Annotated in this window: 26 protein-coding genes; 10 read left to right on the top strand and 16 right to left on the bottom strand. The window is 72.5% G+C overall.

Features of this window, described 5'->3' with window-relative positions; translation table 11 throughout:
- The 10 genes from SCK26_RS33285 to SCK26_RS33240 all read right to left on the bottom strand — a co-directional run bounded on the left by SCK26_RS33285 (window position 1) and on the right by SCK26_RS33240 (window position 9,676).
- A complete protein-coding gene (locus tag SCK26_RS33285; RefSeq protein WP_318205068.1) occupies window positions 1-1,440 on the bottom strand; it encodes an amino acid permease in 1,440 nt (479 codons plus the stop codon).
- Entirely contained in the window at window positions 1,437-2,171 is a 735-nt protein-coding gene (locus tag SCK26_RS33280) for a FadR/GntR family transcriptional regulator (RefSeq protein WP_318205067.1), read from the bottom strand. The genes SCK26_RS33285 and SCK26_RS33280 overlap by 4 nt, the downstream gene beginning before the upstream one ends.
- A 118-nt stretch (window positions 2,172-2,289) precedes the next feature.
- Entirely contained in the window at window positions 2,290-3,126 is an 837-nt protein-coding gene (locus tag SCK26_RS33275; protein ID WP_318205066.1) for an undecaprenyl-diphosphate phosphatase, read from the bottom strand.
- 76 nt (window positions 3,127-3,202) lie between these two features.
- Window positions 3,203-3,577 carry a fluoride efflux transporter CrcB gene (gene crcB / locus SCK26_RS33270; RefSeq protein ID WP_318205065.1) on the bottom strand — a complete coding sequence of 125 codons (375 nt, stop codon included), beginning with the start codon at window positions 3,575-3,577 and terminating at the stop codon, window positions 3,203-3,205.
- Window positions 3,574-3,954, bottom strand: coding sequence for a DUF190 domain-containing protein (locus SCK26_RS33265; RefSeq protein ID WP_318205064.1), 381 nt, complete (start codon window positions 3,952-3,954; stop codon window positions 3,574-3,576). Before SCK26_RS33265 ends, crcB (SCK26_RS33270) begins: the two co-directional genes overlap by 4 nt.
- A complete protein-coding gene (crcB, locus tag SCK26_RS33260) occupies window positions 3,951-4,412 on the bottom strand; it encodes a fluoride efflux transporter CrcB (protein ID WP_318205063.1) in 462 nt (153 codons plus the stop codon). Before crcB (SCK26_RS33260) ends, SCK26_RS33265 begins: the two co-directional genes overlap by 4 nt.
- Window positions 4,413-4,482: 70 nt before the next feature.
- Window positions 4,483-5,442, bottom strand: coding sequence for an SMP-30/gluconolactonase/LRE family protein (locus SCK26_RS33255; RefSeq protein WP_318205062.1), 960 nt, complete (start codon window positions 5,440-5,442; stop codon window positions 4,483-4,485).
- Between the two features lie 51 nt (window positions 5,443-5,493).
- Entirely contained in the window at window positions 5,494-5,793 is a 300-nt protein-coding gene (locus tag SCK26_RS33250) for a helix-turn-helix domain-containing protein (protein WP_318205061.1), read from the bottom strand.
- Between the two features lie 190 nt (window positions 5,794-5,983).
- Window positions 5,984-7,546: an arabinogalactan endo-1,4-beta-galactosidase gene (locus SCK26_RS33245; RefSeq protein ID WP_318205060.1), complete on the bottom strand. Its 1,563-nt coding sequence runs from the start codon at window positions 7,544-7,546 to the stop codon at window positions 5,984-5,986.
- 108 nt (window positions 7,547-7,654) lie between these two features.
- Window positions 7,655-9,676: a beta-galactosidase gene (locus SCK26_RS33240; RefSeq protein WP_318205059.1), complete on the bottom strand. Its 2,022-nt coding sequence runs from the start codon at window positions 9,674-9,676 to the stop codon at window positions 7,655-7,657.
- Window positions 9,677-9,911: 235 nt separating this feature from the next.
- Between SCK26_RS33240 and SCK26_RS33235 the strand changes: the two genes are divergently transcribed.
- The 6 genes from SCK26_RS33235 (at window position 9,912) to SCK26_RS33210 (ending at window position 15,311) form a co-directional block, all read left to right on the top strand.
- Window positions 9,912-11,228, top strand: a complete 1,317-nt coding sequence (locus tag SCK26_RS33235) for an extracellular solute-binding protein (RefSeq protein WP_318205058.1) — start codon at window positions 9,912-9,914, stop codon at window positions 11,226-11,228.
- On the top strand, window positions 11,225-12,151 hold the full coding sequence (locus SCK26_RS33230; RefSeq protein ID WP_318205057.1) for a sugar ABC transporter permease: 927 nt from the start codon (window positions 11,225-11,227) through the stop codon (window positions 12,149-12,151). Before SCK26_RS33235 ends, SCK26_RS33230 begins: the two co-directional genes overlap by 4 nt.
- Complete coding sequence (locus SCK26_RS33225; RefSeq protein ID WP_318205056.1) at window positions 12,148-13,053, top strand: carbohydrate ABC transporter permease; 906 nt, start codon at window positions 12,148-12,150, stop codon at window positions 13,051-13,053. Before SCK26_RS33230 ends, SCK26_RS33225 begins: the two co-directional genes overlap by 4 nt.
- Window positions 13,050-14,081, top strand: coding sequence for a LacI family DNA-binding transcriptional regulator (locus SCK26_RS33220; protein WP_318205055.1), 1,032 nt, complete (start codon window positions 13,050-13,052; stop codon window positions 14,079-14,081). Before SCK26_RS33225 ends, SCK26_RS33220 begins: the two co-directional genes overlap by 4 nt.
- 407 nt (window positions 14,082-14,488) lie before the next feature.
- A complete protein-coding gene (locus SCK26_RS33215; RefSeq protein WP_318205054.1) occupies window positions 14,489-14,839 on the top strand; it encodes a VOC family protein in 351 nt (116 codons plus the stop codon).
- Window positions 14,840-14,912: 73 nt separating this feature from the next.
- Window positions 14,913-15,311: a MarR family winged helix-turn-helix transcriptional regulator gene (locus SCK26_RS33210; RefSeq protein ID WP_318205053.1), complete on the top strand. Its 399-nt coding sequence runs from the start codon at window positions 14,913-14,915 to the stop codon at window positions 15,309-15,311.
- A gap of 288 nt (window positions 15,312-15,599) precedes the next feature.
- Here SCK26_RS33210 and SCK26_RS33205 read toward each other — a convergent pair whose 3' ends face one another.
- From SCK26_RS33205 to SCK26_RS33195, 3 genes are all read right to left on the bottom strand, one after another.
- Complete coding sequence (locus SCK26_RS33205; RefSeq protein WP_318205052.1) at window positions 15,600-15,998, bottom strand: SseB family protein; 399 nt, start codon at window positions 15,996-15,998, stop codon at window positions 15,600-15,602.
- Between the two features lie 206 nt (window positions 15,999-16,204).
- On the bottom strand, window positions 16,205-17,719 hold the full coding sequence (locus SCK26_RS33200) for a purine-cytosine permease family protein (protein WP_318205051.1): 1,515 nt from the start codon (window positions 17,717-17,719) through the stop codon (window positions 16,205-16,207).
- 61 nt (window positions 17,720-17,780) lie between these two features.
- Window positions 17,781-18,659 (bottom strand): AraC family transcriptional regulator, encoded by an 879-nt coding sequence (locus SCK26_RS33195; protein ID WP_318205050.1) that lies wholly within the window; start codon window positions 18,657-18,659, stop codon window positions 17,781-17,783.
- Window positions 18,660-18,800: 141 nt separating this feature from the next.
- On the opposite strand from SCK26_RS33195, the gene SCK26_RS33190 reads away from it, so the two are divergent.
- Entirely contained in the window at window positions 18,801-19,622 is an 822-nt protein-coding gene (locus tag SCK26_RS33190; protein WP_318205049.1) for an alpha/beta hydrolase, read from the top strand.
- 105 nt (window positions 19,623-19,727) lie between these two features.
- Here the strand turns inward: SCK26_RS33190 and SCK26_RS33185 are convergent, their stop codons facing one another.
- Both SCK26_RS33185 and SCK26_RS33180 read right to left on the bottom strand, forming a co-directional pair.
- On the bottom strand, window positions 19,728-20,051 hold the full coding sequence (locus tag SCK26_RS33185) for a DUF2795 domain-containing protein (RefSeq protein ID WP_318205048.1): 324 nt from the start codon (window positions 20,049-20,051) through the stop codon (window positions 19,728-19,730).
- Between the two features lie 7 nt (window positions 20,052-20,058).
- The gene (locus SCK26_RS33180; RefSeq protein ID WP_318205047.1) at window positions 20,059-20,202 is read right to left on the bottom strand and encodes a hypothetical protein; all 144 of its coding nucleotides are present in this window, start codon (window positions 20,200-20,202) and stop codon (window positions 20,059-20,061) included.
- Between the two features lie 171 nt (window positions 20,203-20,373).
- On the opposite strand from SCK26_RS33180, the gene SCK26_RS33175 reads away from it, so the two are divergent.
- Both SCK26_RS33175 and SCK26_RS33170 read left to right on the top strand, forming a co-directional pair.
- Window positions 20,374-20,568 carry a DUF2795 domain-containing protein gene (locus SCK26_RS33175; protein WP_318205046.1) on the top strand — a complete coding sequence of 65 codons (195 nt, stop codon included), beginning with the start codon at window positions 20,374-20,376 and terminating at the stop codon, window positions 20,566-20,568.
- 431 nt (window positions 20,569-20,999) lie between these two features.
- A complete protein-coding gene (locus SCK26_RS33170) occupies window positions 21,000-21,887 on the top strand; it encodes a CAP domain-containing protein (protein WP_318205045.1) in 888 nt (295 codons plus the stop codon).
- On the opposite strand, the gene SCK26_RS33165 is transcribed toward SCK26_RS33170, so the two are convergent.
- Window positions 21,854-23,053, bottom strand: a complete 1,200-nt coding sequence (locus tag SCK26_RS33165) for an MFS transporter (protein ID WP_318205044.1) — start codon at window positions 23,051-23,053, stop codon at window positions 21,854-21,856. The genes SCK26_RS33170 and SCK26_RS33165 overlap by 34 nt on opposite strands.
- 54 nt (window positions 23,054-23,107) lie before the next feature.
- On the opposite strand from SCK26_RS33165, the gene SCK26_RS33160 reads away from it, so the two are divergent.
- Window positions 23,108-23,869: a helix-turn-helix transcriptional regulator gene (locus SCK26_RS33160; protein ID WP_318205043.1), complete on the top strand. Its 762-nt coding sequence runs from the start codon at window positions 23,108-23,110 to the stop codon at window positions 23,867-23,869.
- Window positions 23,870-23,874 lie beyond the last annotated feature (5 nt).

Here is a 23,874-nt window from a genome sequence, read left to right as displayed (position 1 = left end):
TCACGCGCCGGCGCCGGTGGAGGTGCGGTTCACGCGGGGGCGGACGGCGTACCAGCCCGCGACCAGCGCCGCGACGATCAGCGGCAGACAGAGCACGGTGGTGCGACTGGCGCCGCCGTCGGCGTACATGAGGACCACGACGGAGGCGAGGAACGCCAGCGTCACGAGTTCGGTCCAGGGGGAGCCCGGCAGCCGGTAGGCCGGCCGGGACAGGTCGCCCGCTCGCGTCTTCCGCCAGAAGAGCAGGTGGCAGACCATGATCATGGCCCAGGTGGCGAGGATGGCGATCGCCGCGAAGTTGAGCACGATCTCGAACGCGTCGGCGGGGACCACGTAGTTCAGGCCGACGCCGAGCACGCACATGCCGCTGGTGAGCAGGATGCCGCCGTACGGGACCTGGCTGCGGCTCATGCGGGCGGTGAACGCCGGGGCGGAGCCGCTCATCGCCATGGAGCGCAGGATGCGGCCGGTGGAGTACAGGCCGGAGTTCAGCGACGACAGGGCCGCGGTGAGGACGACCAGGTTCATCACGCCGCCGGCCGCCGGGACGCCGATGTTCGACAGGACCGTGACGAAGGGGCTCTCGCCGGCGGAGTACTTGCTCCACGGCAGCAGCATCGACAGCAGGACGACCGAGCCGACGTAGAACAGGCCCACCCGCCACATGATCGAGTTGATCGCCTTCGGCATGATCTTCTCGGGGTTCTCGGTCTCGCCGGCGGCGACGCCGACCAGTTCGACGGAGGCGTAGGCGAAGACGACGCCCTGGATGATCAGCAGCATGGGCAGCAGGCCGTGCGGGAAGAGACCGCCGTTGTCGGTGATCAGGGCGGGGCCGGGATGGTGGCCGTCGACCGGGTGCCGGGTGATGAGCAGGTAGATGCCGATGCACATGAACACGAGGAGCGCGCCGACCTTGACGATCGCGAACCAGAACTCCAGTTCGCCGAAGATCTTGACCGATATGAGGTTGCCGGTCAGCACGACCGCGAGGGCGATCAACGCGATCAACCACTGCGGGATGTCGGAGAACATGCCCCAGTAGTGGGTGTAGGTGGCGACCGCCGTGATGTCGGCGATACCGGTCGTCGCCCAGTTGAGGAAGTACATCCAGCCCGCGGTGTAGGCGCCCTTCTCGCCCAGGAACTCCCGGGCGTAGGACACGAAGGCACCGGAGGACGGGCGGTACAGCACGAGTTCGCCGAGGGCGCGCACGACCAGGAAGGCGAAGACGCCGCAGACCGCGTAGGCGAGGAAGAGGGAGGGTCCGGCGTCGGCGAGCCGGCCGCCGGCGCCGAGGAACAGGCCGGTGCCGATGGCCCCGCCGATGGCGATCATGTTGACGTGCCGGTGCTTCAGGCCCTTGCTGTAGCCGGCGTCTCCGGCGTCGACATGACCGGACGAGGGGCGCGTGTCGTCCTCGAGATGCTGTTCGCTCACGCCTCGGCTCCGCCTTCCGTCGGGGGGTCGTCCGTCCGCTGGGGACGCACGATGTCGGTGAGGGTCGTCTCGACGCGGTCCAGGTGGTGGCTCATGGCCGCCACCGCGTCGTGCTCGCTGCCGTCGGCCAGCGCCTCGACGATCGCCCGGTGCTCCCGGTTGGACTGCTCGCGGCGTCCGCCCAGCTCGTTGAGGAAGGCCGACTGACGCGCCAGTGCGTCGCGGATCTCCTCGATGACCCGGCGGAAGACCGGGTTCTGGGCGGCCTCGGCCACGGCGAGGTGGAAGAGGGTGTCCATCGCGACCCAGGCGGTGGTGTCCGTCTCCCGCTCCATGCGGTCGAGCAGATGGGCCAGGTGGTCCAGGTTCTCCGGGGTGCGGCGCAGCGCCGCGTAGCCGGCGACCGGGATCTCGATGTGGCGGCGCACCTCCAGCAGGTCGCTGGCCGCGTAGTCGCCGAAGGTGGGGTCCTCCACGGTGTTCGCCACGACGAAGGTGCCCTTGCCGGTGCGGGAGACCGTGAGCCCCATGGTCTGCAGAGCGCGCAGCGCCTCGCGGAGCACCGGCCGGGACACCTCCAGGGTGCGGCACAGCTCGGCTTCGGAGGGGAGCTTGTCGCCGATGGCGTACCGGCCGCCCTCGATGGCGCGGCGGAGGTGGTCGAGCACCGCTTCCATGGCGCTGACACGCCGGGGGACGGGACCACCTGTCTGGCTGTCTGACAGGTTCACGGGAGCGATCCTGCGGGGTGCGGGCGGACCCTGTCAAGGCGTCGGGCAAGAGACGATTCACGGGGTGCGGCGCCTGAATACGGGCATCCGCACCCCGTGCGTGATCAGCGGTGTCGGTTCAGCCGGCCAGCGTGCCGGTGCCGAGCAGGCCGAGCAGGAGCACGCCGATGACGATCCGGTAGATCACGAAGGCGTTGAAGGAGTGCTTGGCGACGAACTTCAGCAGCCAGGCGATGGAGGCGTAGGCGACGAGGAACGACACGATCGTGCCGACGGCGAGCGGGGCGGCGCCGACCCCCGCGCCGAGGGCGTCCTTCAGCTCGTACAGGCCGGCGCCGGTCAGGGCGGGGATGCCGAGGAAGAAGGACAGCCGGGTGGCGGCGACGCGGTCCAGGTCCAGGATGAGCGCGGTGGACATGGTGGCGCCGGAGCGGGAGAAGCCGGGGAAGAGCAGGGCGAGGATCTGCGAGCAGCCGACCCACATCGCGTCCTTGAACGACGTGTCGTCCTCGCCGCGCTTGTGCCGGCCCATCTGGTCGGCGGCCCACATCACGCCGGAACCGATGATCAGGGAGCCGGCGACCACCCACAGGGAGGCGAGCGGGCCGTCGATCAGCGGCTTGGCGGCGAGGCCCACCACCACGATGGGGATGGTGGCGGCGATCACCCACCAGGCGAACTTGTAGTCGTGGTGGTAGCGCTCCTCGCGGTGGGCCAGGCCGCGGAACCAGGCGGTGACGATCCGCCGGATGTCCTTGAGGAAGTACACGAGCACGGCGGCGATGGCGCCGACCTGGATGACGGCGGAGAATCCGACGACGGACTTGTCGTCGACGGGGATGTCCATGAGCCCTTCGGCGATCTTGAGGTGACCGGTGGAGGACACCGGGAGGAACTCGGTCACCCCCTCGACTACTCCGAGGACGACGGCCTGACCGACGGAGATGGCGCTCATGGGATCCAGTTCTGGGGAAGGGTTGGTCGACAGTGCTGTAGACAGTACTCACTGTTCCGGGCCGCGCGGCAAGCGCCTAGGCCCACAGGAGCCCGGCGAGTGAGACTCCGGTGAAAGCCGCGGCGAGCCCCGCCGCCACACTCGCCACGACGTTCCCGGCAGCGTAGAGCCCGGAGCCGGCCTCGGTCAGCCTGAGGGTCTCGTAGGAGAACGTCGAGTACGTCGTCAGCGCGCCGCACAGCCCGGTGCCCAGCAGGAGCCGCAGGTGGGGACCGGCCGCGCCGGCGGAGGCGGCGCCCGTGACCAGGCCGAGGACCAGGCAGCCGACGACGTTCACCACGAAGGTGCCCCACGGGAAGACCGAGTCGTGCCGGGCCTGCACGGCGCGGTCGGTGAGATAGCGCAAGGGGGCGCCGACCATGGCGCCCGCGACGACCAGCAGCCAGTTCACAACGACTTCTTACCCTCCGGGTCCGCTTCGTCCGGGCTGCGGGAGGGCTCCGTCCACCGGACGGTCTCGCACGTGTCCAGGGTCACCAGGCGGCCGTCCACCAGTTCGCCGAGCCGGGGCAGGAAGGCCCGGATCCGCTCCTCGGTGTCCACCACGACCACCGCGACCGGCAGGTCCTCGCTCAGCGAGAGCAGGCGGCAGGTGTGGATGCGCAAGGAGGCGCCGTAGCCCTCGATGCCGCGGAAGACGCTGGCGCCGGCGAGTCCGGCGGCGTGCGCGCGGTGCACGATCTCGGCGTAGAGGGGCCGGTGGTGCCAGGTGGCGTTCTCGCCGGCGTAGACGGTCAGCCGCAGCGCGCGGCCGGTCGATGGGATCATCGCTGCCTCCCGGCGAGGACCCGGCGGGTGGCGGCCGAGGCCAGCCACACCGCCGCGAGGGCCGCGCACAGCGTCGCGGCGAGATAGGCCAGTGCCGGGCCCGGGCGGCCGGCGCCGGTCAGCTGGCGGATGTCGACCGCGTAGGTGGAGAAGGTGGTGTAGCCGCCGAGCACACCGGTGCCGAGGAACGGCCGCAGCAGGCGGTGGGCGGCCCACACGTCGGTGACGAGCACCATGAGGACGCCCATGGCGGCGCAGCCGGAGACGTTGGTCCAGAAGGTCGCCCAGGGGAAGTGGCCGAAAGGTGTGGGCCAGGCGAGCGTGAGCGCGTAGCGGGCCGTCGCGCCGAGCGCGCCGCCGGCCGCCACGGCCGCGACGACGGGCGCCTGCGTACGCCACTCGGGCCGCCGGGGTGGTGCGGGGCGGACGCCGCGGGTCTCCGTCTCCGGGGCTGTCATGGATTCGCGTCTCCTTCGCCGGCCCGTGCCCCGTCGGGCGATCAAGGCCGCAACCCAGCCTACCGCCGGGTCAGCGGGCGGCGGGCCGGGCGCAGACCGCGACCCCGGGCGCCAGGAAGCTGCCCAGCACCAGGTGGTCGCCGGTGGCGCAGACGCTGGTGACCATGCGGAAGCCGGAGCGGCGGCGGGCGAGGTGGTGGACGACGCGGCCCTCGTCGTCCACGGCGACGACACCGGCGGTCCCGCTCGGGCGGTACGGCAGGTGCACGGCGGCCCGGGCGGCGGCGCGGCGGACGGCCGGCGCGGTGCGGTGCAGCAGGCGCAGCGCGGGGACGCGGGGGCTGGCCAGGGCGGCCCAGACGGGGCCGTCGGGGCCCTCGCGCCAGAGGTTGTCCGGCATGCCGGGGAGGTCGGCCAGGGGTTCGGCGTGGCCGGCGCGGGGGCCGGTGAGCCGGTAGCGCAGGAGCCGGCAGGCGCCGGTCTCGGCGACGATCAGGAAGGAGCCGTCGGCCGCGAGGGCGAGGCCGTTGGCGAACGCGAGACCCTCCAGCAGCACCTCGGGCTCGCCGCCCTGCGGGGGCAGCCGCAGGAGGCGTCCGGTGCCGGTGTGCTCGACGATGTCGCCGATCCACCGCTCGTGCGGGTAGCGGCGGCTGGAGACGGTGAAGTACAGGGTGCCGTCGGGGAGGGCGACGGCGTTGCTGCAGAAGCGGAGCCGCTCCCCCGCCACCGAGTCGGCGAGGACGCGGACCGTGCCGTCGTCCGGGCGTACGCGCAACAGGCCGCGTTCGGCGTCGCACACCACCAGGTCGCCGTCCGGGAGGAGTTCCAGGCCGAGGGGGCGGCCGCCGGTGCGGGCCACCACCTCGGCGCGGGCCGTGCGCGGATCGCCGAGGTGGTGGACGCGGAGGATGCGCCCGTCGGCCACTCCGGTCAGCACGCGCCCGTGCGGGTCGGGGACGACGTCCTCGGGACCGCGGCCGCCCAGGGAGACGTAGTGCAGCGGCACGAGGTCCGCGGGTTCGTCCATCGGCGCCACCTTCTCACCGTGCCGCGCGGTCGTCACGGGCGTACACCTCCGTCACCAGCCCTTCTCGAACAGCCTGGCCACCTCGGCGATGCGGATCTCGTCGCGCCGGTAGTGGACGCGGCAGCGGATCCGGCGGGTGCGCAGGACGCCGAGGCGGGCGAGGAAGTCGAGGTGGGCGCGCACGGTGCGCGGGGGCAGGTCCAGCTTGGCGGCGACGGCGCGCGCGGTGACGCCGGTGGCGGCGAGGTCGCGGTGGCGTCCGGCGGGGAAGTGGGCCGCCGGGTCCTTGAGCCACTCCAGGACGGTGTGCCGTATCCGGCCCGTGGGAGTCCCCGGCGAGGTCACCGTCATCCGTCCGCCTCCCGTCCCCGGCCTCCTCGTACGCAGTGTTCCCACAATGGCCCGGGCGACGCCACCGCGTCCGGGACTCCGCGGCCGTTGTCCGGTACCGGACGGCCGCGGGCCCGGGGCGGCGTGTAACGCCCCAGGCCCGTGGCGGGCGCCCGGCCGCCGCGTGGCGGCCGGGCTCCGTCGCCGTGGTTCAGCGGTGGCTGAACCACGTCAGGGAGTTGAGCGCCTTGTCGTCGTAGCCGAAGAGGGCCTGGTTCTCCCAGCCGTTGCCGGAGCCGGCGTCCGCGGGGTCCCAGCCGTTGCCGGTGACGGCGGTCCAGGTGGCCTCCCAGTAGAAGACGCCGAGGCCGCGGCCGTTGGGGACGGCCTCCACGATGCTCGCCACGTCGTTCATCCACTTGGTCTGGCCGGCCACGGTCGCCGGGTAGCCGGAGACCAGCTCGCCGGTGGTGTCGATCTGGTTGGTGAGCGCGTCGTCGCTGTCGAGACGGAAGGGGTAGGCCGTCTCGGCGACGAACACCGGCTTGCCGTAGCGGGCGGCCGCGTCGTCCAGGGTGGTCTGGAAGTCGGAGAGCGCGCCGTGCCAGTAGCCGTAGTACGACAGGCCGATCACGTCGAACCTGACTCCGTTGGCGACCGCGTTGTCGAACCACCACTCGGTGCCGGCCTTGTCCCCGCCCTTGGCCAGGTGCAGCGCGACGGGGGTGGCGGAGTTGACCGCCTTGACGGCGCTGTAGCCGGAGTTGATCAGTCCGGCGAGCTGGGTCCAGTTGTCCGTCGATCCCTCGGACCACAGCATGCCGCCGTTGATCTCGTTGCCCACCTGGACCATGTCGGCGGTGGTGCCTTGCGCCTTCAAGGCGTTCAGCACGTCGTACGTGTGGTTGTACACGTCCGTCTTGAGCTGACTGTACGTATGTCCCGCCCAGGCGGCCGGCTTCGTCTGGGCGCCCGGGTCGGCCCAGGTGTCCGAGTAGTGGAAGTCGACCAGCAGCTTCATGCCCTGGGCCTTGACGCGCTTGGCCGTCGCCAGGACGTGCGCCTTGTCGTTGAAGCCGTCGGCGGGGTTCACCCAGACCTTCAGGCGCGCGTAGTTCATGCCGTACGACTTGAGGATGGGCAGGGCGTCGCCGGTGGTGCCGGAACTCGTCCTGTAGACGCCGCCCTTGGCCTCGCTCTTGGCGAGGGAGGAGATGTCGGCGCCGTGGATGGAGGTGCCCGTGGTGCCGGACGTGAAGGTCAGGTCGTCGACGTTGATCCAGTTGCCCGCGTTCGCGTCGCTGTTGACGCTGATGGTGCACTGGTTGTTGGTCACGTTGACCGGCGTGACGATCCGGATCCATCCGCTGGAGGAGACCGGCAGATCGGTGCGCTGTTCGGCACCGCCGCAGTTCTTGAGCGCTATGTACGCGGCCTTCTGTCCGCCGCCGGACCGCACCCACGCGGTCAGCGTGTAGTTCCCGTTGGCCAGCCCGGACAGGTACTGGTAGGTCTCCGTCTTGTAGGCGGACGCCGAGTAGTGGCTGAGTCGGTAGCCGCCGCCGTGGCCGCCGGCCTCGGTGTAGGAGGCCCCGGTGTCGCCGTACTCGGACCAGCCGGCGGGTGCGGCCACGCCCGCGCCGTCGGACTCGAAGCCGCCGTTGGCGAGCGTGCTCGCGGCGTGGGCGGTCTGGGCGGGCAGGGCGGTGAGGGCGAGAGCGGCCGCGAGCGGCGGCAGCAGGGCGGTGATGGTGCGTCTGGGATGGAACTTCATCGTCCGTCGTCCCTTCGACGTAAGGGGGGAGAGGCTCCCGCGGTGGTGCCGCAGGAGGACCCCTCCGCCCGCGGCTCGCACGGCTCGCGCGGGCGGAGGGGAGTCGGCTCAGCCGTCGAGTCGCACGACCCGGACGGCCCCGGCCGGGACCGCGAGGCGGCCCGCGGCGCGCTCGCCCGTCAGCAGCTCGGTGCCGGGCGCCGCCAGCGGCACCTTGGTGTCGCCGGCGGTGTGGTTGATGACGAAGAGGAAGGTGCCCGTCTCACCGCTGCGGCGCACGACCTCGACGTCGCGCGGCAGTTCGGCGCGCGGGGCGAGCCCGGCGTCGTCGGCCGCCCGGGCGAGCAGCGCGTCCAGGCCCTGGACGTCGAGGCGGGTGGAGACGTACCAGGCGGTGCCTCGGCCGGACCGGTGCCGGGTGACGGCCGGGCGGCCGGCGGCCGGCCCGTCGGCGTAGCGCCACACGGTCTCGGCGCCGCGCGGGACGACGAACTCGGTCCACACGTCGCCGGCCGGCCCGGTTCCGTCCGGGCCGGTCAGCCGCACCCGCTGGTCCTTCAGCAGCGGCGAGAACTCCTCCACGGTCAGGCCGAGGACGTCGCGCAGCGCGCCCGGATAGGCGCCCTCGTGGACGGCGTCGTGCTCGTCCACGATCCCGGAGAAGTACGACACGACGAGCGTGCCGCCGTTCTCGACGTAGTGTCGGACGTTGCGGCCGGCGGCCTCGGTCATCAGGTACAGGGCCGGCACGACGACCAGGGGATAGGCGGACAGGTCGGCTTCCGGGTGGGCGAAGTCGACCGTGAGGTGGCGGTCGTAGAGGGCCTCGTAGAAGGAGTCGGCGCGCTCGCGCGGGTCGTGGTCCTCGCTGGGGCGCCAGTCGAGGTTCTGCGCCCACCAGGACTGCCAGTCCCACAGCATGGCCGCGTCGGCCTCGGTGCGGGTGCCCCGGATCTCGCTCAGCGCCTCGACGGCGGAGCCCAGTTCGACCACCTCGCGCCAGACGCGGGTGTCGGTGCCGCCGTGCGGGACCATCGCGGAGTGGAACTTCTCGGCGCCGCGCCGGGACTGGCGCCACTGGAAGAACATCGCGCCCTCGGAGCCGCGGGCGACGTGCGCGAGGGAGTTGCGGGCCATCTGGCCCGGTGTCTTCGCGGGGTTGCGGGGCTGCCAGTTGACGCCGGAGGTGGAGTGTTCCAGCAGCAGCCAGGGGGCGCCGCCGGCGACCGAGCGGGTCAGGTCGGCGGCCATCGCGAGGTTGACGTGGGTGCGGCGGCCGTCGGTGATCAGGTAGTGGTCGTTGGTGACGAGGTCGACCTCGCGGCCCCAGGCCCAGTAGTCCATGGAGTCGCACTGGCTGAGGGCGGTCATGAAGTTGGTGGTGACCGGGACGCCGGGTGAGAGGCGGTGCAGGATGTCGCGTTCGGCGCGGAAGTTCTCCCGGATGGTGGCGTCGGTGAACCGCCGGTAGTCCAGCGCCTGGCCGGGGTTGCCCACGGTCGGCGTGGTGCGGGGCGGGTTGATCTGCGCGAGATCCGTGTACCGCTGGCCCCAGAAGGCCGTCCCCCAGGCCTCGTTGACCCCTTCCACCGTGCCGTAGGTGTCCGCGAGCCAGTGGCGGAAGCGGGCCGCGCAGGTGTCGCAGTAGCAGGCGGAGACGGGGACGCCGTACTCGTTGTGGACGTGCCACATCGCGAGCGCGGGATGGTCGCCGTAGCGCTCGGCGAGCCGGGTGGTGATGTTCGCGGCGGCGGCGCGGTAGTCGGCGTTGCCATGGCAGATCGCGCCGCGCGAGCCGAATTCGTAGCGCACCCCGTCGGCCGTGACCGGCAGGGCCTCGGGGTGGGCCCGGTAGAACCAGACGGGCGGCACCACGGTGGGCGTGCCGAGGTCGACGCGGATGCCGCCCTCGTGCAGCAGGCCGAGGACCCGGTCGAGCCAGCCGAAGTCGTACTCCCCGGGCGCCGGTTCCAGCAGGGCCCAGGAGAAGATGCCGACGCTCACCATCGTGACACCGGCCTCCCGCATCAGCCGGATGTCTTCCCGCCAGACGGATTCCGGCCACTGCTCGGGGTTGTAGTCCCCGCCGAAGGCGAGCCTCGTGAGGCCCCTGGGGGCGGTGTCCGGCATGGATCTCTCCCGGAAATCGATCAGATGGGAACGTGCACACACAACGGCGGCGGTGCGGGGCCAACATAACCGCACAGCAACAACCATTGACAAGTGTCCGGGATGTTTCTCTACTGTGAACGCTCACAGAAGCATGGCAGGGGCTCCCGGCAGGCGAGTGCCCGGGTCATGTGAGCGTGCACAACTGCGTCACAGGTCCCCGCAGCGGGCGGGGACCCGGGTCAGGGGAGAAACCATGCCGCACACGAAGCGCCGTCGCCTCGTGACAACCGCCGTCGCCGTGTCGCTCGGCGCCACCGCCCTCGCCGCCTGTGGCTCCGGGGACGACAGCAAGGCCGAGTCGGGTCCCGTGTCGCTGACGTACTGGACCTGGACGCCCGGCATGGACAAGGTCGTCGACCTGTGGAACAAGGGGCCGGGGAAGAAGGACCGGATCACCGTCACGGTGAAGAAGCAGGCGTCCGGCGACACGCTGGTCACCAAGATCCTCACCGCGCACAAGGCGAAGAAGGCCCCCGACCTGGTGCAGGCCGAGTACCAGGCGCTGCCGACGCTGGTCAGCAACGACGCCCTGGCCGATGTGTCCGAGCACGTCGACGGCGTCAAGGACAAGTTCGCCGAGGGCGTCTGGCAGCAGACCACGCTCGGCACGGACGCCGTCTACGCGGTGCCGCAGGACATCGGCCCGATGATGTTCTACTACCGCGAGGACCTGTTCAAAAGGTATGGCCTGAAGGTCCCCACCACCTGGGAGCAGTTCGCCGAGACCGCCCGCCTGCTGAAGAAGAAGGCACCGGACAAGGACCTGACCACCTTCTCCGCCAACGACTCCGGCCTCTTCGCGGGCCTCGCCCAGCAGGCCGGCGCCAAGTGGTGGACCACCTCCGGCGACAAGTGGAAGGTCGGCATCGACGACGCGGCCACCCGCAAGGTCGCCGAGTTCTGGGGCGGCCTGGTCAAGGAGGGCGTCATCGACAACCAGCCGATGTACACCCCGTCGTGGAACAAGGCGCTGGACACCGGCAAGCAGATCGCCTGGGTGAGCGCGGTGTGGGCGCCCGGCACGCTGAACACGGCCGCGCCGGACACCAAGGGCAAGTGGGCCATGGCCCCGCTCCCCCAGTGGTCGGCGGAGCAGGACGTCACCGGCAGCTGGGGCGGCTCCTCCACGGCGGTCACCACCGACTCCGCGCACCAGGAGGCCGCCGCCGAGTTCGCGGTCTGGCTGAACACCGACCACGACGCCCTGAACGCGCTGGCGAAGGAGGGGGGCATCTACCCGGCGTCCACCTCCGCCCAGCTCAGCGGCGCCTTCTCCAACCCGCCGGCGTACTTCTCCAACCAGCCGGACTTCTACACCAAGGCCGCCGACATCGCGAAGACCACCGCGCCGGCCTCGTGGGGCCCGAACGTGAACGTCGCCTACACCTCCTTCAAGGACGCCTTCGGCGCCGCCGCCAAGAACGAGTCGGACTTCGCCGCCGCCCTGCGGAAGATGCAGGCCGACACGGTCGCCGACATGAAGAAGCAGGGCTTCGAGGTTTCTCAGTGAGCAGCTCGACCAGCCGGAGGGGGTACGGGGTCAAGGCGGCCCCGTACACCTTCCTCCTCCCCGCCACGATTCTGTTCGCCCTCTTCTTCGCGCTGCCCATCGGGTACGCGGTCTGGCTCAGCTTCCGCAAGGTGCGCGTCTCCGGGCTCGGCCTGGGCTCGGGCGCGCGGCACGAGGTCTGGGCCGGCTTCGAGAACTACAGCGCGGCCTTCCAGGACAGCGAGCTGCTGCACGGCGCGCTGCGCGTGCTCGGCTACGGCTGCGTCGTCGTCCCGCTGATGCTGGGCCTCGCGCTGCTGTTCGCGCTGATGCTGGACTCCGAGAAGGTGCGGCTCGCCCCGTTCACCCGGCTCGCGATCTTCCTGCCGTACGCCATCCCCGGCGTGGTGGCCGCGCTGCTGTGGGGCTTTCTGTACCTGCCGGACGTCAGCCCGTTCTACTTCGTGCTCGACAAGCTGGGCCTGCCGCAGCCGGACCTGCTGGACGGCGGCCCGCTCTACCTCGCCCTGTCGAACATCGCGGTCTGGGGCGGCACCGGCTTCAACATGATCGTCATCTACACCTCGCTCCGGTCGATCCCGGCCGAGGTGTACGAGGCGGCGAGGCTGGACGGCGCCACCCCGCTGCAGATCGCGCTGCGGATCAAGATCCCGATGGTGGCGCCCTCGCTGGTGCTGACCTTCTTCTTCTCGATCATCGCGACGCTCCAGGTGTTCAACGAGCCGACCACCCTGAAGCCGCTCACCAACTCGGTCAACACGACCTGGAGTCCGCTGATGAAGGTGTACCAGGACGCCTTCGGCCGCAACGACATGTACTCGGCGGCGGCCGAGGCGACGCTGATCGCCGTCGTCACGCTGCTGCTGTCGTTCGGGTTCCTGCGGGCCGCGAACCGCCGCAACAAGCAGGAGGCAGCGCGATGAGTGCTCTCGCCGTCCACAAGGCGGCCCCGGCCGCCGGCACCACTCCCGGTGCGGCGCGGCGTCCGCCGCTGCGCCGCCGGATCGCGCTGGTGCCGACGGTCACCCTGCTGCTCGGCGCGGTCTACACGCTGCTGCCGGTGGCCTGGGTGGTGATCGCGTCGACCAAGTCCGGGCACGAGCTGTTCTCCACGTTCACCTTCCTGCCCGGCACCGGCTTCACCGACAACATCAGGGACCTCAATGCCTACCGGGGCGGGGTCTACTGGAAGTGGATGGGCAACTCCGCGCTGTACGCCGGTCTCGGCGCCCTGCTGTCCACCGCCGTGTCGGCGTTCAGCGGCTACGCGCTCGCCACGTACCGCTTCAAGGGCCGCGAGACGATGTTCAACGTGCTGCTCGCCGGCGTGCTGATGCCGCCGGTGATCCTCGCGATCCCGCAGTACCTGCTGCTGGCGAAGGCCGACCTCACCGACTCCTACCTGTCCGTGCTGCTGCCGCAGATCCTCTCGCCGTACGGGGTCTACCTGGCCCGGATCTACGCGTCCGCCGCCGTGCCGGCCGACGTGGTGGAGGCCGGGCGGATGGACGGGGCCAGCGAGTGGCGGATCTTCACCCGGATCGCGCTGCCGATGATGATCCCCGGCATGGTGACGGTGTTCCTGTTCCAGTTCGTCGCGGTCTGGAACAACTTCCTGCTGCCGTACATCATGCTCAGCGACGACGAGAAGTTCCCGCTGACGCTGGGCCTTTACACGCTGCTGGAGCAGGGCGCGAACACGCCCGCGCTGTACACCCTGGTGATCACCGGAGCGTTCCTCGCGGTGCTTCCGCTGATCGCCCTGTTCCTGGTCATCCAGCGGTTCTGGAGCCTGGATCTGCTGTCCGGGGCCGTAAAGTCATGACCATGAGCAACACGGGGGGCCGGCGCAGGGCACCGACGATCCACGACGTGGCGCGCGAGGCCGGTGTCTCGCGCGGCACCGTCTCGCGCGTGCTCAACGGCGGCCACTACGTCAGCCCCGCGGCCCAGGAGGCGGTCAACGCCGCCATCCGCAGGACCGGTTACGTCGTGAACCGGCACGCCCGTTCGCTGATCACGGGGCGCTCGGACTCGGTCGGCTTCCTGCTGACCGAGCCGCAGGAGCGGTTCTTCGAGGACCCGAACTTCAACGTCCTGCTGCGCGGCTGCACCCAGGCGCTGGCCGCGCACGACATCCCGTTGCTGCTGATGCTGGCGGGTACGCGGGACGAACGGCGCCGGATCACGCGGTACATCACCGCCGGGCACGTCGACGGGGTGCTGCTGGTCTCCAGCCGCTCCGGCGACCCGGTCGCCGAGGAGCTGCGGGCGGCGGGGGTGCCCCTGGTCGCCTGCGGCAAGCCCATCGGCCTGGGCTCGAAGGTGAGTTACGTCGCCGCCGACGACCGGGACGGCGCCCGGGACATGGTCCGGCATCTGCTGTCGCTGGGGCGGCGCCGGATCGGCGTGGTCACCGGTCCGCTGGACACTCCCGGAGGCGTGGAGCGGCTCGCCGGGTACCGGGAGGTGCTGGCCGAGGCGGGCCTCGCGGCCGACGAGCGGCTGGTCGTCTCCGGTGACTACAGCCGCGCGAGCGGCGAGGCGGGCGCGGAGCGGCTGCTGGAGCGGGCGCCGGACATGGACGCCGTGTTCGTCGCCTCCGACCTGATGGCGCAAGGTGTGCTGGCGGCCCTGCGCCGGGCCGGGAAGCGGGTGCCGCAGGACATCGCCGTCGGCGGTTTCGACGACTCCCCGGCGGCGACCGCCGCCGCCCCGGCGCTCACCACCATCCGGCAGCCGTGGGACCGGATCAGCAGCGAGATGGTCCGGGTGCTGCTCGCCCAGCTCGGCGGTGAGGAGCCGGCGGCGGTGATCCTGCCCACGGAGCTGGTGCGGCGCGAATCCGCGTGAGCGGTGGGTGCGGGCCGCCGACGGTGGGTGCCGGGAACCGCCGTCGGGCGGCTGCCGCTTCGTCGTGGCCGGTCGCGCGGTTTCCCGCGCCCCTTCGAAAGGCCTGTCGCCGTGGCCTCGCCGGGCGTCGGTCCGGCGGCCGGTTCCGTGGTGGACGGCCGGCATCCGCCGCTCCCGGATCTTCCGGCGCTCGCCGGTGTGGTGATCGCCGTCATGAGGGCGCTGGTGCCGGCCCGCCGGGCGGCCCGGCTCACCTTCGCCGGGGTGCCGCGCGACGGGTGGCGGGCAACCGGTCAGGATCGGAGAAGCCGCCGCGGGCCGCCCGGTCCTAGCGTGGAGGCACCGGCGGGAAGCCGTCGGTGCCCCGCCCGCGCTGTCGGGCACCGCTGTGCGAAGGAGTGAGCATCATGGCCGCCGGCCTGCAGACGATCATCTACCCGGTGAAGGACCTGGAGCGCGCCAAGTCCGTGTTCGGCGCGCTGCTGGGCGTCGAGCCGTACGCGGACGAGGCGTACTACGTCGGCTACAAGGCCGCCGGCCAGGACGTCGGCCTCGACCCGAACGGGCACGCCAAGGGAATGACCGGGCCGGTGCCGTACTGGCACGTGACGGATCTGCGGGAGCGGCTCGCGGCGCTGCTGGCGGCGGGCGCCGAGCTGCTGCAGGACGCGCAGGACGTCGGCGGCGGGCGGCTGATCGCCTTCGTGAAGGACGCCGACGGCAACCACCTGGGCCTGCTCCAGGACCCGGCGGCCTGAGGCCGGGACGACCGCGCGTCCCGGCACTAGTTGCACACTCAACGAGTGCCCGGTTCGGTGCTACCGTGCGGTTATGGCAGTCAAGACGGCCGAGACCCGGCTGGAGGAACGCTGGCGGGACATCCTCGCCGTGCACGCGCGCACGATGTGCGAGATCGACCGTGTCCTGCACCCGCACGGGCTGGGCGCCAGCGACTTCGAGGTGCTGGATCTGCTGGCCACGGAGCCGCCCGAGCAGGGCGAGCAGTGCCGGGTGCAGAACCTGGTCGGCCGGGTCCACCTCAGCCAGAGCGCGCTGTCCCGGCTGATCGGCCGGCTGGAGAAGGACGGCCTGGTGGAGCGCTCGGTGTGCGCGGAGGACCGGCGCGGGGTGTGGGTGGCGCTCACTGCCAAGGGCCGTGCGCTGCACGCCGAGGTGCTGCCGCTCCAGCGGGCGGTGCTGCGGCGCCTGCTGGCCGGGCAGGAGTCCTAGGGCACCGGTTCCGCGCCGTCCGCAGCAGTTCGGCACCGTGTTCGCTCACGCGCGCGCGCCGGGGTCGAGCAGCGGCAGGCGTTGCCCGGACGCGTGTGATCCGGCGGGTTCCGGGATGGCGGGCCGGCGCGGCCAGGGAGCCGTCCGCGCCGGTGACCGGCAGAGGGCCCCGCGCGGCCCGGCGCGGCCCGCGCGGTGCCGGGCCGCGGGACGTCGGGACGGGACGGCCGCGGGCGCCGCTCGGGGCTCGTGCTCCGGCGGCGCCCGCGGGGACGGGTCCGTGCGGCTTCAGCGGGCCAGCAGCGTGCGGACTCCCTGCGAGGTGAGGGTCAGCGCGTGGGAGGAGCTGCCGTCGATGGCGAGGGAGAGGTTCTCGTCCGGCCACTGCGCGGCGAGCGCGCCGAGCGGTATCAGACGGTAGCGCGACACGAAGGGCAGCAGATCGGTCATCTCGCCCTCCGTGGTGAACACCGGGACGACCGTGTCGCCGCCGGGCTGTTCCAGGACGGGCAGGGCCACCGTCGTGGCGTCGGCGCCCTCTCCGTCCAACGCGTCGTCCGGCACCGGGACGAGTACGTCACTGTGGGCGAGGGTGTCCAGGGCGACCTGGTCCTCGGCGTTGACGGTCAGCGCGTCCAGTGCCTGCTGGGCCGGCGTGGGCGGGTCGGCGTGTGCGGGTGTCTCCATGGCTGGTCCCCAGGGTCGGCGGTAGTACGGCTGCCCGGACGGCTTCGGCGCTCCGGGCGTGCTCCCGCCTCGCGTACCCGGTGGGGTGCGGGGCATGCGTGTGCGAAACACATGGGTCGAGAGCACATGGGCCGGGAGCACACGGGGGCCCGCGTACACACATCCTGAGCGTGCCCGGGGCGTGGACGCCGGTCACGGCCCTGGGCTCATCGGCGGCGCGCCGCCTCCTCGTGGAGGCCCGGACCGGGTGCCCGCGCCTCCTGGCGCCGTACCCGGCCCCGGGCCGGCAGCAGTGTGCCGAGGAAGGCGAGCGCCAGGGCGACGAGGACGCCGAGGTTGGCGTACGCCCAGGGCCCGGCCCGGCCGCCCAGGCCGAGCGGCGCCAGCAGATAGCCCTGCCAGGTCAGCCAGTGCGCGGCGGTGTTGGTGACCAGACCCCAGCCGACGGCGGTGGCGGCGAGGGTGAGGCACAGCGGGAGGAGGGGGACGTCGCCGTAGCGGCCGTGCGGGCGGTACAGGTCGTCTTCGTCGTAGTCGCGGCGGCGCAGCGCCAGGTCGGCGAGCATGACGCCGGCCCAGGCCGCGACGGGCACGCCGAGTGTGGTGAGGAAGCCCGTGAACTGGCCGAGGAAGTCGTCGGCGAAGAACACGATGTAGACCGAGCCGGCGATCATCAGGACGCCGTCGAGGAGGGCGGCCAGATAGCGGGGTGCTCGCAGGCCGGCCGAGAGCAGGGCCAGGCCGGAGGAGTAGATGTCGAGGACGGCGCCGCCGACCAGGCCGAGGACCGCGACCACGGCGAACGGCACCAGGAACCAGGCCGGCAGGAGCGTGGCCAGCGCGCCGATCGGGTCGGCGGCGATCGCCTGGCTCAGCTCGGCGGAGGAACCGGCCAGCAGCAGACCGAAGACCAGCAGCACCAGCGGGGCGAGGGACGCGCCGAACGTGGTCCAGCCGATGACGCCCCGGCCGGAGGAGTTCCTGGGCAGGTAGCGGGAGTAGTCGGCGGCGGCGTTGACCCAGCCGAGGCCGAAGCCGGTCATCATGAACACCAGCGCGCCGATGAACCGCTGAGCGGAGCCGGCCGGGAGCGCGTCGACCGTGCTCCAGTGGATGCGGTCGGCGACGAGGGCGACGTAGACGATCGTGAGGACGCCCGTGACCAGGGTGATCCAGGTCTGCAACCGCATGATCGTCTCGAAGCCCATGACTCCGCCGACGACGGTCAGCGCGGCCACCACGACGAGGGCGACGATCTTCGTCCCGGTGCCGCCGCCCCGGCCGAGGCTGCTGAAGACGGTCGCGGTGGCCATCGTGGCGAGCGCCGTGAGGACGGTCTCCCAGCCGACGGTGAGCATCCAGGAGACGGCGGACGGCAGCCGGTTGCCGCGCACGCCGTACGCGGCGCGGCTGAGGACCATGGTCGGTGCCGAGCCGCGCTTGCCGGCGACCGCGACGAAGCCGCACAGCAGGAAGGAGGCGACGATGCCGAGCACACCGGCGGCGAGGGCCTGCCGGAAGGAGATGCCGAAGCCGAACGCGAACGCGCCGTAGCCGAGTCCGAGGACGGAGACGTTGGCGCCGAACCAGGGCCAGAACAGGGTGCGCGGGGTGCCCTTGCGTTCGGCGTCCTCGATGACGTCGAGGCCGTGTGTCTCCACCCGCGGGAGGCGGCCGGCGGACGCCCCGTCGGGAGCGCCGTGCGGATGATCCGCCGTCACCGAGCCTCCTGGCCTGCCTGTCCGGATGTGTGCGACACGCTAGGTCGCGCCCGGGAGGCGGTCAAGGAGTCCGGTGGAGCGCGGCCGTCCAGGCGGTGGGGGTGAGGCCGGTCAGGCGGCGGAAGAAGGTGGTGAAGTTGGCGGCGTCGGAGAAGCCGAGGCGGTGTGCGCAGGTGCCGGCCGGCAGGCCGGCGTGGCCGAGCAGCCGTTTCGCCTCCAGCAGGATGCGCTGGTCGAGGAAGGTCTTGGCGCCCTGCCCGGTGGCGGAGCGGGTGGCGCGGGTCAGGGTCCGTGCGTCGTAGCCGAGTGCCCGCGCGTAGTCGGCCACGCGGTGCCGGTGGCGGAAGTGTTCCTCGACCTCGGTGCGGTAGGCGTGGAAGACCTCCGGCTGCGGGCTGCCGGTCGCGCCGGGGACGGGCGGTGCGGACGTGCCGTGCAGGACGCGCAGGAGCAGGGCCGCGAGCAGGTGGGCGAGCAGCGCGGAGGAGGCCAGGCGCGGGGAGCGGACCGCCGCCCGGTGCTCGTGGCCGAGGTGGTCGGCGGCCAGTGCCGCGAGCCGGAGGGCCTCGGGCGGCAGGTGCCGGCAGGCGAATGCGGTGGCGTTCCGGGTTTCGAGGCCGGGGTCGGGCAGGAAGCCGGGCTGGAAGAGGACGAGGGGGCCGTCGAGGCGCTCGGTGTCGCTCCAGCGGTGCACCGTGCCGGGCCTGATCCATACGACGTCGCCTTCGCGCAGCTCGTGGTGGTGGAAGTCCGCTTCGTGCGCGCCGCTTCCCCCGGTGATCAGCGCGAGGACGTGGAAGTCGGGTCGCTGGAGCCGGGTGCGGCGCCGTTCGGTGTCGCTCTCGCGCAGCGCGGCGAAGCTCAGGACCTCCACTCCGTAGGCGGCCCCGACCGGAGGGAGGTAGCGCAGCTGCCGCACGGCGGCGTGTCCGTTTTCCACAAGAGGTCGGTCTCTTTCCACCGGGGCGTCGGGCTTCACCGGCCTAGCGTCTCTTCCGTGCGAGGAGGCGGGTGGACGGCGTGTTCCGGTGAGTGTGTCACGGGCCGCCGCCGCCCGCCGTGATCTGGAGGAGACGTGGAAGTGCCGGAGAGTACAAGGACGGTGACCGTCGTGGGCGGATCTCTTCAGGCCCGGGTCCGGGCCGGGGACGGGCGCGGCGGGGCGGCGCTGGTGTTCGCGCACTACTGGGGCGGTTCCGCCGGGACATGGGACGAGGTCGTCCGGCGCCTGCCGCCCGGGCGGGCGACGGTCCGGTTCGATCAGCGGGGCTGGGGCACCTCGCGCGGGCTGCCGGGGCCGTACCACCTCGACCGGCTCGCCGACGACCTCGTGCGCGTCGCCGAGGAATGCGTCGCGGGCCCCTTCGTCCTCGTGGGCCATTCGATGGGCGGCAAGGTCGGTCAGCTGGTGGCGGCCCGGCGTCCCGCCGGGCTGGCCGGTGTCGTCCTGGTCGCGCCCGCTCCCCCGTCGCCGCCGCCGACGGTGACAGAGGAGTACCGGCAGGCCCTGTCCCACGCCTACGACTCGCCCGGGTCCGTCGGCCGGGCACTGGACCACGTCCTGACGGCCGTGCCCCTGCCCCGGCCGGTGCGGGAGGCGGTCGTGCGGGACAGTCTGGCCGCCCGGGAGGACGCCCGTGCGCAGTGGCCGTTGCACGGCATCGCCCGGGACATCACCGAGCAGGCCCGTCGTATCGGGGTGCCGGTGGCGGTGCTGGCGGGCGAGCACGACAAGGTGGAACCGCCCGCCGTGCTGCGCGAGCACCTGCTGCCGCATGTGCCGCACGCGACTCTGGCCACCGTTCCGGGCGCCGGTCACCTGCTGCCGCTGGAGGCTCCGGAGGCGGTTGCCGGGGCCCTGGAGGATTTCCTCGCCACGGTCCGTCCCGCGCCGGTCGCCTGAGAACACGGCGCGCCGCCGGACAGGGGCGGACGGCGCCGCGCCCTGGCCGGCGGCCGCTGTTCTGCCCGGCAGCCTGTTTGCCGCCCGGCGGCCCATGGCCGGGGTTCAGCGGTCGAACTCCTCCTGGATCGGGTTCTTCGGCTCTTCCCACAGATGCCGGGAGAGCCCCGGCCTGCCGCCGCGCCGTGCCTGCCGCGCCCGCCGGCCGGCGTCGATACCGGGACCGGAGTCCGGGTCCGCGCGGACCGACCTCGCGACCTCGGCGCGGCCGGAGTACTCCTCGGCGGGCAGGCCGCGCAGGGCCTTGACGACCTCCTGGGAGGCTCCGGCCCGCCGGGCGGCCGAGACCAGCCGTTCCCTGCCGGCCGGATAGGTCACGTCTCTCAGCGCGTCCAGCACCTCGGGGACGCTGGTGTGTTCCGTGCTCATGAGTCTCCTAGGCGTCGTCCTCCCGGTCCGGGTTCTCTTCGGCGGTGTCCTCTCCCTCCGCCTGGGAGGGAGTGGTGCGGGGTGGCTGCTCGGCGTCGAGGGCGTCCGGGTCCCGCTCGCCCTCGGCCTGCGATGGGGTGTTCTCGCTCATCGGGTCCTCTCCTACGCGGTCCCCTGCCGGTCAGGCCGTCGGGTACCCGTGCGCCGCGCGCCCCATCACCTACCGGAATGTCGGAATCCGCTTTCGTCGTGTGGGTACCTGTGCAGTCGCGGCGCGGCCTGCCGCGCCGGTCCGATCACCAACGCACTGCCTGGAGGAACCATGGCGGGCATCACCCCACCTGATCTGCAGAAGGCCCTGTCCGGCGTGGACTACCCGGCCGACACCGACCAGCTCCGGAAGGTCGCCGAGAAGAACCACGCGCCCAAGGAGATCACCGAGCGCATCTCCCACCTCGGGAAGAAGAAGTTCGAGAACCCCGCCGAGGTCAGCAAGGCCGTCTTCCGGAACGAGTGACGGCACTCGACTGACAGGGGGCGGGGACGCGGGTGCGCGGCGGCCGGCGAGTTTCCGGCCGCCGCGCACACGTTCACGATGCCTTGGCCGGAGGTGACAACCGTCACACGCCGGCCGACGACTAAGGGGGCCGGATAGTAGACGCCACTCCCATGACATAGGGGATTTGTCCGTCTTGCCGTGGGTGTGGCCCGTGGTGCGCCTGACGGTTGGACAGCCCGCGGGCGCCTCGTCCTATCCCTCGTCGGCAAGGGGCATCTGAGGAGCCGACAGCACAAGGCGAACATCGCGTTCGCGGAGATCTGCATCTCCCGGTCCGGCTGGCAAGGGCCGGGACGATCTACGTAAGGCGGTAGTAGAGGGTCCCTTTGCGTCTCGTGTGAGGCCGTCCCGAGAATGGGCGCTCCGCGATCACCGAGTGAGGTTGACGTATGGGACAGCACCGCAAGACCAAGCACTACCGGCGCATAGCCGTCACCGCCGTCGCCGTCGCCGCCGTGGGCGTGCCATCCGTCGCCCTGGCCTGCACGGACTGGCCGTACGGCCCGGACCCGCGGCCCCGGGCCGATGTGACGGGCGCGCCCGTGGTGCGCGGGCAGCACCTTCACGGGCGTCACCACCGCGAGGGTGTCGACGCGGCCGCGGGACGGACCGCCGCGCCGGCCACCACGGCACCGGCCGCGGCGCCGGTCACCACGGCACCGGCCACCGCGCCGTCCGCCTCCGCGCCGGTCACGCCACCGGCCGCGAGTCCTTCGCACACGCACAGGAGCGCACGGCCGAAGACCCGTCCGGTCGTGACGGCGCCGAAGACGCGTCCGGCCGCGACGGCCCGGCCCACCGCCCGGCGGACCCAGTCCCCCGCCACCCCCGCGGCCACCTCCGTGCCCGGCACCACCACGACCGCCGCGCCGAGCGCACCGCAGCCCGCCGCCACGGCGTCCGGGGTCTCCGCCGAGATCCTGCGGCTGGTGAACGCCGAGCGCGGCAAGGTAGGTTGTCCTGCGCTGACCCCGAACCCGGCGCTGACCAAGGCCGCGCAGGCGCACAGCGAGGACATGGCCGCGCACCGGAACATGTCGCACACCGGGTCCGACGGCTCCGACCCGGGCCTGCGCATCACGGCCGCCGGCTACACCTGGAGCAGCTACGGCGAGAACGTCGCCTACGGCTACGCCACAGCGGAGCAGGTCATGGCGGGCTGGATGGCCAGCCCCGGCCACCGGGCCAACATTCTCAACTGCGGGTTCCGGGAGATCGGTGTCGGTCTGGCACAGCCCGGCAGCTACTGGACCCAGGACTTCGGCACGGCCCGCTGAGCCGGGCCGGCCGGCGGGTCCGCCCGCCGGCCGGGGCCCGCGGGCTCGGGGAGGCCGCGCAGCAGCAGCCAGCTCAGCACCGGCATCAGTATCAGCGGAGCCAGCGCGGTCCGCAGCGACGTGGCGTCGGCGGCCCGGCCGATGAGGGGGCTCACCAGTCCGCCGACGCTGACGGTCAGCCCCAGCGTGATGCCGCTCGCGGTGCCGACGCGTGAGGGCAGGTAGTCCTGACCGAGCGTCACCTGGAGCGAGAAGGGGACGTACAGGCCGGCGGAGGTCAGCGCCACGCACAGGTACAGCGCGGGGCCGGGGACGAACACGACGCCCGCGACCGCGGCGGCCGAGAGCAGGTACGACCACCGGCACACCGTCACCCGGTCGAAGCGCCCGGCCAGCCGGCCGCCCAGCACGGACCCGGCCGCGCCGCCGAGGTAGAGGACGAACAGCGCGGCCGTCCCGGCCGGCACACTGCCGCCCAGGCGCCGGGCCGCGTACAGGGCCAGGAAGCTGCTCAGGCCGGTGAACACGACCGAGCGGCACACCACGGCCAGCGACAGCCGCAGGAAGGACGTCCGGTCGTCGGGGCCGGCCGGCGGCGCCGGGGCGAACAGGCGCCGGCGCCGCCCTGGGGCGCGCAGTACGGCCAGGCTCAGCGCGGCCCCGGCGAGCGCCGGCAGTGCCAGCAGCGGGGTCCAGCGCAGTCCGCCGGTGCCGACGACGACCGTGACGAGCGGCGGGGCCAGGGCGAAGCCCAGATTGCCGCCCAGGGAGAACCAGCCCATGGCGCTGTGTCCGCCTCCGCCTGCCAGCCGGGCGACCCGGGCGGACTCCGGGTGGTAGGCGGCGACGCCGAGTCCGGAGACCGCCACGCACGCCAGCGTCAGCGCGTACGAACCGCCGCTGCCGCTCAGGGCGATGCCCAGGCCGGCCAGCAGGGTGCTGGCGGGCAGCAGCCAGGGCACGGGACGGCGGTCGGTCAGCGCGCCGAACAGCGGCTGCGCCACCGAGGACAGCAGGGCGGCGGCGAGGACGACGCCCGAGGCCGCGGCGTAGCCGTAGCCGCGCTCGGCGACGAGGAAGGGGATCAGCGACGCGACGGCGCCCTGGTAGACGTCGACGCAGGCGTGCCCCACGGACAGCAGGGTGATCGATGCTTTGCTTCGCACCCGGCCATGCTGCGGCCCCGGCCGTCTGTCGCGCTTTCGATAAACTGCCACGTGATGACGCAGATCCGCCATCAGCCGGTGGCGCCCACCCGTACCCAGTGGCTGGACTCCGGCGCGGCGATAGACGCCCACCGGCACGACGACCACCAGATCGTCTACGCGGGCCGGGGCGTGCTGGCCGTCACCACCGACGCGGGGTCCTGGATCGCGCCGGCCACCCGCGCCCTGTGGATACCGGCCGGCACCGTGCACGCCCATCAGGCGCACGGCGCGCTGGAGTTGCATCTGCTGGGGCTGCCCGCGGCCGAGAACCCGCTCGGTCTGGACGCGCCGACGGTGCTCGCCGTCGGCCCGCTGCTGCGCGAGCTGATCGTCGCCTACACCCGTGGCCCGCAGGACGGCAGCCCCGAACGGGCGCGGCTGCGGGCGGTGTTGCTGGACCAGGTGCGTGCCTCGCCGCAACGGCCGCTGCATCTGCCGGCGCCCGCGTCACCCGTGCTGCGCGCGCTGTGCGACCTGCTGCGCGCCGATCCGGCCGACCGCCGGACGCTGGCGGAGCTGGGCCGCGAGGTCGGAGCGAGCGACCGTACCCTGTCCCGGCTGTTCCGCCGCGACCTCGGCATGACGTTCCCGCAGTGGCGCACCCAGCTGCGGCTGCACCACGCGCTGGTCCTGCTGGCCGAGGGGACGCCGGTGACCGCGGTGGCGCACCGGTGCGGCTGGTCCTCGGCCAGTGCGTTCATCGACGTCTTCCGGCGCGCCTTCGGGCACACGCCGGGCAGTGGTCCTGCGGCGGCCCGGCCTGGGAACGGGTGACGGCC

The organism is Streptomyces sp. SCL15-4 (assembly GCF_033366695.1).
GTDB lineage: Bacteria > Actinomycetota > Actinomycetes > Streptomycetales > Streptomycetaceae > Streptomyces.
The sequence above is the reverse complement of the archived record's forward strand: the minus strand, read 5'-3'. Positions and strand labels throughout refer to the sequence as shown.

Excerpts from the sequence above, each read along its gene's own strand:
- SCK26_RS33275 (WP_318205066.1), bottom strand. The coding sequence starts at position 3,126 with ATGAGCGCCATCTCCGTCGGTCAGGCCGTCGTCCTCGGAGTAGTCGAG.
- SCK26_RS33265 (WP_318205064.1), bottom strand. The coding sequence starts at position 3,954 with ATGATCCCATCGACCGGCCGCGCGCTGCGGCTGACCGTCTACGCCGGC.
- crcB (WP_318205063.1), bottom strand. The coding sequence starts at position 4,412 with ATGACAGCCCCGGAGACGGAGACCCGCGGCGTCCGCCCCGCACCACCC.
- SCK26_RS33255 (WP_318205062.1), bottom strand. The coding sequence starts at position 5,442 with ATGGACGAACCCGCGGACCTCGTGCCGCTGCACTACGTCTCCCTGGGC.
- SCK26_RS33250 (WP_318205061.1), bottom strand. The coding sequence starts at position 5,793 with ATGACGGTGACCTCGCCGGGGACTCCCACGGGCCGGATACGGCACACC.
- SCK26_RS33245 (WP_318205060.1), bottom strand. The coding sequence starts at position 7,546 with ATGAAGTTCCATCCCAGACGCACCATCACCGCCCTGCTGCCGCCGCTC.
- SCK26_RS33240 (WP_318205059.1), bottom strand. The coding sequence starts at position 9,676 with ATGCCGGACACCGCCCCCAGGGGCCTCACGAGGCTCGCCTTCGGCGGG.
- SCK26_RS33235 (WP_318205058.1), top strand. The coding sequence starts at position 9,912 with ATGCCGCACACGAAGCGCCGTCGCCTCGTGACAACCGCCGTCGCCGTG.
- SCK26_RS33225 (WP_318205056.1), top strand. The coding sequence starts at position 12,148 with ATGAGTGCTCTCGCCGTCCACAAGGCGGCCCCGGCCGCCGGCACCACT.
- SCK26_RS33220 (WP_318205055.1), top strand. The coding sequence starts at position 13,050 with ATGACCATGAGCAACACGGGGGGCCGGCGCAGGGCACCGACGATCCAC.
- SCK26_RS33215 (WP_318205054.1), top strand. The coding sequence starts at position 14,489 with ATGGCCGCCGGCCTGCAGACGATCATCTACCCGGTGAAGGACCTGGAG.
- SCK26_RS33210 (WP_318205053.1), top strand. The coding sequence starts at position 14,913 with ATGGCAGTCAAGACGGCCGAGACCCGGCTGGAGGAACGCTGGCGGGAC.
- SCK26_RS33205 (WP_318205052.1), bottom strand. The coding sequence starts at position 15,998 with ATGGAGACACCCGCACACGCCGACCCGCCCACGCCGGCCCAGCAGGCA.
- SCK26_RS33185 (WP_318205048.1), bottom strand. The coding sequence starts at position 20,051 with ATGAGCACGGAACACACCAGCGTCCCCGAGGTGCTGGACGCGCTGAGA.
- SCK26_RS33180 (WP_318205047.1), bottom strand. The coding sequence starts at position 20,202 with ATGAGCGAGAACACCCCATCGCAGGCCGAGGGCGAGCGGGACCCGGAC.
- SCK26_RS33175 (WP_318205046.1), top strand. The coding sequence starts at position 20,374 with ATGGCGGGCATCACCCCACCTGATCTGCAGAAGGCCCTGTCCGGCGTG.
- SCK26_RS33170 (WP_318205045.1), top strand. The coding sequence starts at position 21,000 with ATGGGACAGCACCGCAAGACCAAGCACTACCGGCGCATAGCCGTCACC.
- SCK26_RS33160 (WP_318205043.1), top strand. The coding sequence starts at position 23,108 with ATGACGCAGATCCGCCATCAGCCGGTGGCGCCCACCCGTACCCAGTGG.